This is a genomic window from uncultured Lamprocystis sp., from assembly GCF_903933125.1.
Lineage (GTDB): Bacteria > Pseudomonadota > Gammaproteobacteria > Chromatiales > Chromatiaceae > Thiodictyon.
This window is the reverse complement of sequence record NZ_CAIZIZ010000552.1, coordinates 1-8,095: the sequence shown is the minus strand read 5'-3', so window position 1 is coordinate 8,095 and position 8,095 is coordinate 1. Positions and strand designations below refer to the sequence as shown.

The following is an 8,095-nucleotide window of genomic DNA, read 5'->3' as shown; positions in this document are numbered from 1 at the left end:
TCCCACGCTGGAGCGTGGGAGCGAGAAAACAGACCTTCGTGTAGGGGCGGGTTTGAAACCCGCCCCTACGCCTGGGTATCACGTCCGCAGGCGATTTTCATGGCGTCACCCCCACAGCCACGCCGCCCCGCGCACCCCGCTGGAGTCGCCATGAACCGGCGGCAGGATGCGCGTGGCGATGCCGTCGCAAAACAGGTGGGAGCGGATCAGTGCGGGGAGATCGTCATACAGATGGGGGAGGTTGGAGAGACCGCCGCCAAGGACGATGACCTCGGGGTCGATGATGTTGATGACGCCGGCGAGTCCGCGGGCGAGTCGTTCGGCGTGGCGGGCGAGGCTCTGGATCGCGCTCGGCTCGCCGCGCGCGGCGGCGGCCTGGATCTCCGGCGGGCTCAGGGCGCGGCCGGTGTGCGCGGCATGGTCGGCGGCGAGTCCGGGTCCGGAGACGAAGGTCTCGATACACCCGCATTTGCCGCAGTAGCAGGGCGGTCCGGGGCGTTCGTCCGGCTGGGGCCAGGGCAGGGGATTGTGACCCCATTCCCCGGCGATGGCATTGGGACCGGTGAGCAGTCGGCCGCCGATCACCAGGCCGCCGCCGGTCCCGGTGCCGATGATGACCCCGAAGACACTGTTGGCCCCGCGGCCGGCGCCGTCGGTGGCCTCGGAGAGGGTGAAACAGTCCGCGTCGTTGGCGATGCGCACCGGTCGGCCCAGGCGCTCGGCGAGGTCCCGATCCAGCGCCTGGTCGTTGAGCCAGACCGAGTTCGCGTTACGCATGCGTCCGGTGAACGGCGAGATGGCGCCGGGGGTGCCGATCCCGATGCTGCCTTGGCGGCCGGTCTCGGCCTCGCAGGCGGTGATCAAGCCGACGCAGGCGTCCAGGGTGGCACCGTAGTCGCCGCGCGGGGCCGGGATGCGCAGTCGCGCCAGGATCGCGCCGCCCCGGTCCAGGGCGATCGCTTCGATTTTGGTACCGCCGAGGTCAACACCGATGCGCATGGTCAATTGCCCAGGGTTTAGCCGATGAGACAGGGCCTGCACGATGCAGGCAAATTCTTATGAATCTCGCCCCTTGTGCTGCGCTTCCAGCCGGACGCGGCACCGCCGCCCGCTACAGCGTCGGCCTCCAGTTGCGTCGCCAGAATCCCCGGAGGTTGAGCCCGCATGGCACGAAGTTCTGCGGAAATCGCCTGAATACCGCTGCGGCGGCCGGGATCATTTTTCTCGAGCATGAGCCGATTTGCGGACTGCTGACTTGCGCCCAGGCCCCGCCGCCGCATGGCCGGAGGGGTTGGTGAAGCGGTCATTAAGCTTCTGGATATAGCTATCACAGTTCTGGAGCACCTGCTCCACCCGCCGCTGCGCCGCGCTGTCCCACCCGAGGGGGCGGGTGCTCAGGAGTGAGCGCGACCAGACCGTGTTGCGCTCGAAGGCACCAACCAGATCGCCGCGCACGCTGGACGCCGCCGCGCGGGTGCGCACCCGTTTGGTCAGCCGCCTGGCAGTCACGCGGCGGATGCTGAAATGGGCGGCGGCCGCCAGACCGACCAGGGCGCCGATCAGCGCCTTGGGACCCCAGGATACCTGGTGCAGGAGGTCGAGCCACGGCGGGTTGTAGGTGAGCCCCGCCTGCCAGTGGCCGGCGCTCATACTCCATATGAGAAACAGGACACCGAGGGTGCCGAACAGGATGATATCGGCGATGAGCACCTGCCTACGCCAGCGGGTCAAGGCCTCCCGGAGAATCGGCGCCGCGGACTCGCCAAGGTCGGTCGCGGTCTTGTCCAGGGCGCCGACGATGCGGTAGGCACGCTCCACCTCGACCGCCTGCATGCGTCCGTGAATCTCGCCCAAGTCGACATCGCGCTTGGTCTCGAAGCGCCGCCGCCGGGCCTCGTCCTCGATCGGGCTGGCCGCATCCGGGCTGTAGATGGTGTAGAAGCGGCCGGCGGACAGGCCCTCCTCGCCGAGTGCGCGTTGCCAGGCCGCGACCACGTCCTCGGGGTTGTCCTCGCGGGCGGTGATGTCGAGTTGGTTGAGAATGAACAGGAATTTACCCGAGTCGGCCCGCTTGATGGTATTGGCCACCAAGTGTTGCAGCGTGTCGCGCATGGCGCCCGGTTCCGGGTGGCGGGCGTCGAAGAAGACCAGCACCAGATCCGACAGGTCGATGATGTGATCGACGATGCGCAGGGTGGCGGTGCGCTGCTTGTCGGCGTCGAAGCCGGGGGAGTCGATCAGGATACGGCCGCGCAGCCGCTCGCTCGGGCAGGCGCGCAGTTGCAGGTAGGCGTCGATGCGTTCCCCCTCGCCGGCCGCCACCTCATTGATGCTGGATGAGATGCGGTAGAGCGGAAAGCGTGGGTCGGCGTCCAGGGCGACGCCGGGCAGGGCGTGGGGCGTCGCGGCGCTGCTGTAGCAGATGACCGTGAAGCGATCGTCCACTGCCTGATTGCCGGTGCGCTGGATCTTGTGCCCGAGAAAGTCATTGATGAACGTCGATTTGCCCGACGAGAAGGTCCCGAGCACCGAGATCAGCGGCCACCAGGGGATCTGGGTCGCATAGGACGCGTTGCGCGCCAGTAGTCCCATGCCGTGGGCAACGGTATCGAGCTCGCGAAAGCTCTGCACCGCATTGAGGAGCACCGGGTTTTCTTGCTCCAGGTGTCGCTCCAGGTTTTTCAGACGCTGGGAGACGACCTCTTCTGTCGGCATGACGGCAATCCTCTGAGGGGCAAGGGGGGAAGCGCTGTCGTGCGGTCCGGGGCTTGGCCCTGGGGTCCGTGGGGAACAGCGCCGCGATGGCTGGTGCTGAACAGGGCGGCGGATGAGGATCCGCATCGCCCGCAGTTGACGACGGATGGTATACCGATCGGTCGCGACGCGGTAGTCTCGCGCTCCCCAGGTTGCTTGAATCCATACGGGGCGCGCGTGCATACTGCGCCCCGACGCGCGGCAGATGATGATAACGACAGCGGCAAACGCGATGCGCAAAGACCGACCAATTCCGTTCTGATGTTCCTCTACCGGCCGCGTTGCCTCGCCGTTGCTTGGCTGCCCGATGGGTGTCCGGGACGGTGCGCGCGGTCAACCCGGTCCTGCACTCGCGACCGACGGTCCAACGGCTGTCGTGCGTGTTTGCAGAAACCTGAACCAATGCCCTTGGTATGCCTTTCGATGGGAAACATGACTAGAAGTAGCGTCGGTGCCGGTTTGCTGGCTTTCGCCCTCGCGGTTGCTGGGGCTGCGGTAGCCCAAGGGCAAGGCGATCCGGGTGAGATCATCACGGTGCAGCAGGCCCAGGGGGCACCCACCGTTTCGGTTGGCGGCACCGTTATCCCCTATAAAGAGGTCACGCTGGCGGCGCAACTGCCCGGTCGGGTGACCTTTCTGGCTGGGATCGAGGGCGATAAGTTCAAGGATGCGGCGCTCCTGGTCGCGATCGACGATGCCGAACTGCTCGCCAAGCGGCGCGCTATGGTCGCGCAGATGGCGAGCGCCGACGCGCAACTGCGCAATGCCGGGGTGCAGTACAACCGGGAGATGTTCTCGCCCCGCGCCAGCGCCGCCCCCGGCGGTATGGGCATCCCGAACCTGTTCGATCAGATGTTCACCCGCCCGATGGAAAGCATGGTCGGTGATCGGGAGCGCGGCGCCGAGCGGGGGGCGGACCTGTTCGCCTCCGGCATCCAGATCCAGGAGGCCCAGAACGCCATGCTGCGCCTGCAGGCTGAACTGCAGGCACTGGATACCAAGATCCGGGACGCCCGCAGTATTGCTCCCTTCGCCGGCGTCATCGTCAAGAAGTTCGTCGAGGTGGGCGACACGGTTCAGCCGGGTCAGCCCTTGCTGAATTACGCGGATGTCGAATATCTCCAGGTGGAGGTCGACGTGCCGGCGCGTCTGCGTCCGGGACTGCGTGAGGGGATGATGGTCAAGGCCGAGCTGGATCTCGATAACCGCCGGGTCCCGGTGCGGGTTGCCCAGATCTTTCCGATGGCCGATGCCCAGCGCCATACGGTCAAGGTCAAGTTCGACCTGCCGCAGGGGGTCTCCGAACCCGGCATGTACACCAGAGTGCTGATTCCCGACGTCAATGCCCCGGCGCGCACCAACCCCGCGATCCCCTCAAGCGCGATCCGCTATAACGGCAGCCTGCCCGGAGTCTACGTCCTGGCTGAAAGCGGTGAGCCCCAACTGCGCCTGATCCGGATCGGCGAGGAACTGGGCAACGGCTTCGTCACGGTGCTGAGTGGGCTCGCGGCGGGTGATCGGATCCTCGCCAACCCGGGTCCGCGGGTGACCGCCGGCTGGGCCAAGGAGGCCGCGCCGAATCGCTGATCCATCCAGTGCAAGCCGATCCGCTGGAGATTGGCCGTAACTGACTTGTAACCTGCCGTTGCCGACATCGCGTCGGCGCGCATTGCCTGGAAGTACTATGAGCGAAGACGCCACCGCTGCCTCGCCACGCAAGGAGCCGCCGGTCACCGATGAGAACCTGGGGATCGCCGGGCGTTCGGCCCGTTTCTTTATTCGCTCCCCGCTCTCGCCGCTGTTTTATGTGGCGATGTTGCTCATGGGGATCCTCGGGCTGCTCTTGACGCCCCGTCAGGAGGACCCGCAGATCTCAGTGCCCATGATCGACATCATGGTGCAGTACCCCGGGGCCTCGTCGCAGCAGGTGGCCAATCTGGCGATGCAGCCCCTGGAGCGGATCATGAGTGAGATCCCCGGGGTCAAGCACGTCTATTCCGCCTCGCAGCGCGGCCAGGGCCTGGTCACCGTGGAGTTCGACGTGGGTCAGCCGATGGGACCCTCGCTGGTGAAGGTGAACGACAAGATCGCCTCCAACATGGACAAGATTCCCCCCGGGGTTCTGCCGCCGCTGGTCAAGAGTAAAGGCATCGACGACGTGCCGATCGTCACTCTGACGCTGTGGTCGAAGGATCTGGATCGGGATGGTGTGCCCGATGTGGATGACGGCCAATTGCGGCTGCTCGCCCAGGACGTGCTGCAGGCCATCGGTCAGGTGAAGGATACGGGACCAGGGCTGATCGTCGGCGGCCGGCGCGAGCAGGTCACCGTGGATGTGTCTCCGGAGCGGCTCTCCGGCTACCAGATCAGCCTGGATCAGGTCGCCCAGACCTTGAAGACAGCCAACGCCGAGGCCAGCGCGGGCGGCGTGGAGTCCAGCGGTTCACGCTTTACGGTGACGACCGGCTCGTTCCTGACGGGTGTCGATGATATCAACCGCCTGGTCGTCGGGACCCACAACGAGGTTCCGGTCTACATCCGCGACGTGGCCCGGGTGGCCATGGGCCCGGAGGATGCCACCGAGTTGGTGGCCTATTACACCGGCCCGGCCTCGGCGAATCAGGACGCGACACAGGGCCGGCCCGCGGTCACCATCGCGGTCGCCAAGAAGGAACTGACCAACGGCGTGAGCGTCGCCAACGCCATCATGGAGCGGGTCGAGGAACTCAAGGGCAGTCGGATCCCGAACAATGTCGAGGTCAGTGTCACCCGCAATTACGGCCAGACGGCGGATCAGAAGGTCACCGAGCTGATCCTCAAGTTGATCAAGGCGACCTTCTTCGTGTTCGTGCTGGTGCTGCTCGCCTTCCGCGCCCTGCGCCCCGCCATCGTGGTCATGCTGATCATCCCGGTGGTGCTCTTCATGACCGTCTTCGTGGCCTGGATCTGGGGGATCACGATCGATCGGGTCAGTTTGTTCGCGCTGATTTTCTCCATCGGCATCCTGGTGGATGACGCCATCGTCGTGGTCGAGAACATCTATCGGCGCTGGCTCGAGGAGGGCCGCACCGATGACGAGACCGCGGTCGACGCGGTGCGCGAGGTCGGCAATCCGACCATCCTCGCAACCTTTACCGTCATCGCCGCGTTGCTGCCCATGGGCTTCGTGAGCGGCATGATGGGTCCCTACATGGCTCCGATCCCCAAGCTGGGCTCGGTGGCTATGTTCATTTCACTCTTCGCGGCCTTCGTCTTCACGCCCTATCTCGCCATCTCCAAGTGGCTGCGGCCGTCGATGGCCTATCTGGCAGCGGCGGAGAAGCGCGAGCACAAGAGCGCTGAGTATACGGAACGCTTCTTCCGTGCCGTGTTGACGCCCCTGATCGAGAGTCGGCGCAAACGCCGCATCTTCCGCCTGGTCTTGTGGGGCTCCTTCCTGTTCGCCTGCTCCTTCTTCTACTTCAATTGGGTCGCGGTGAAGATGATGCCGCTCGACAACAAGCCGGAGTTCTCGGTGGTCGTCGACCTGCCGGAAGGCACGGCATTGCCGGTGACGGCGAACCTGACGCACCGGTTGGCGGAACAACTGCGGACCATCCCCGAGGTCACCGCGGTCCAGGTCTACGCCGGGACCGCGCGCCCCTTCGACTTCAACGGCATGGTTCGTCATTACTATCTGCGGTCCGAGCCCTGGCAGGCGGAAATCCAGGTTCAACTCACCGACAAGCACGGGCGTGACCGGACCAGTCACGAGATCGCGGTGGCTGCCCGCGAGCTGCTGAACACGCTGACGAAGGGCACCGGGGCCACGCTCGCGGTGGTGGAGATGCCGCCCGGACCGCCCGTGTTGCAGTCCGTCGTGGCGGAGATTCACGGCCCCTCACCCGAACTTCGGCGCGCCTTTGCGCGCGACGTGACCGGGTTCTTCCAGCAAGCCGAGAGCACCCGTGACGTGGATAACTATCTGCGCGGGGCCTATGACTACTGGCGCTTCGACGTGGACACCGAGAAGGCGGTGCGCCGCGGCATTTCGGTGGACACGATCAACCGTAACCTGGCGATGGCCTTGGGCGGTGCACCGGTCGGCGACATCAAGCAGGCGCAGGGCCAGCAGAGCGGCCATGAGCCGATTCAGATCGTCATGCAGGTGCCGCTGGCCGAGCGCTCGCAGGTCGAGCGGCTGGGCGATCTGCCGATCCAGTCGAGCCAAGGCTATACGATCTCCTTGAGGGAGTTGGGCCAATTCCGCCGGGCCCAGGAGGAGGACATCATTTACCACAAGGATCTGCGCGGTGTGGAGTTCGTGGTCGCGGACGTGGGCGGGCAACTGGCGGCGCCGGTCTACGCCATGTTCCAGGTCCAGGATCTGATGGCCGCGGCCGACTACACGGCGCCGGACGGCACCAAGCCGGCCGCCGGCGGTGGGTTCGGGGACGCCTTCTACTGGCTCGGCCCTCCGCCCAACAGCGACCGCTTGTCCTTGGAGTGGGCCGGCGAATGGACTGTCACCTTCGAGACCTTCCGCGACATGGGGGCGGCCTTCATGGTCGCCCTGGTGCTGATCTATATTCTCGTGGTCTGGGAATTCGGCAATTTCCGGATTCCGCTGGTGATCATGGCGCCGATTCCGCTCACCCTGCTGGGGATTATTCCGGCCCATTTCGTCATGTTCGAATTGGGACTCGGAGGTGAATTCACCGCGACCTCGATGATCGGCTGGATCGCGCTCGCCGGCATCATCGTGCGCAACTCGATTCTGCTGGTGGACTTCTCCATCCACGAGATTCAGCGCGGCATCCCGGTCGCCGAGGCGGTGATCCGTGCCTGCAAGATCCGGACGCGGCCCATCCTGATTACCGCACTGGCCTTGGTCGCCGGTTCCAGCGTCATCATTACCGATCCGATTTTCCAGGGTATGGCGATCTCGCTGCTGGCCGGCACGGTCGTCTCGACGGTATTGACCTTGATCGTCATCCCACTGGGATGTGTGGCCGCGAGTCGTGACATGTGCGAAGTCGCCGCCGCCTCGGCCACTCACCTCCCGGCGGCCGGACTGCCGTGCCAGAGTGAGGCGGCGCAACCGTCGACCGGCCGGACCGAGGTTCGGTCGGCCAGCGGCTTGATCGGTGTCCTGGCCAAGGTGTGGGAGGTGTTGACCCTGGTCTTCTACGGTCTGCGCGGCATCCTGTTGCTGGTTATCGACCTGCTGAAGAACGTCTTCAAGCCGAAGCCGCCGCCGCGTCCCCGGCCGCCGCGTCCGGCGGCGCCCAAGCCCGCTGGTGGCGGTACGGGCGGCGGCGCGGCCCCGGTACCGGGCGCGGCCCCGGCGAGCGCAGCGGCC

4 protein-coding genes are annotated in these 8,095 nt (G+C 65.8%); 2 read left to right on the top strand and 2 right to left on the bottom strand.

Translation table 11 applies throughout. The features are described from left to right. Window positions 1-105: 105 nt before the first annotated feature. On the bottom strand, window positions 106-999 hold the full coding sequence (locus QZY03_RS30270) for an ROK family protein (protein WP_295587831.1): 894 nt from the start codon (window positions 997-999) through the stop codon (window positions 106-108). Between the two features lie 216 nt (window positions 1,000-1,215). After that, window positions 1,216-2,715, bottom strand: coding sequence for a dynamin family protein (locus tag QZY03_RS30265; protein ID WP_295587829.1), 1,500 nt, complete (start codon window positions 2,713-2,715; stop codon window positions 1,216-1,218). 471 nt (window positions 2,716-3,186) lie between these two features. Here QZY03_RS30265 and QZY03_RS30260 point away from each other — a divergent pair, with 471 nt between their 5' ends. Further along, the gene (locus QZY03_RS30260) at window positions 3,187-4,341 is read left to right on the top strand and encodes an efflux RND transporter periplasmic adaptor subunit (protein WP_295587827.1); all 1,155 of its coding nucleotides are present in this window, start codon (window positions 3,187-3,189) and stop codon (window positions 4,339-4,341) included. A gap of 97 nt (window positions 4,342-4,438) precedes the next feature. Next, the coding region (locus tag QZY03_RS30255) for an efflux RND transporter permease subunit (RefSeq protein ID WP_295587826.1) at window positions 4,439-8,095 on the top strand (3,657 nt) is incomplete at its 3' end.

Excerpts from the sequence above, each read along its gene's own strand:
- QZY03_RS30270 (WP_295587831.1), bottom strand. The coding sequence starts at position 999 with ATGCGCATCGGTGTTGACCTCGGCGGTACCAAAATCGAAGCGATCGCC.
- QZY03_RS30265 (WP_295587829.1), bottom strand. The coding sequence starts at position 2,715 with ATGCCGACAGAAGAGGTCGTCTCCCAGCGTCTGAAAAACCTGGAGCGA.
- QZY03_RS30260 (WP_295587827.1), top strand. The coding sequence starts at position 3,187 with ATGACTAGAAGTAGCGTCGGTGCCGGTTTGCTGGCTTTCGCCCTCGCG.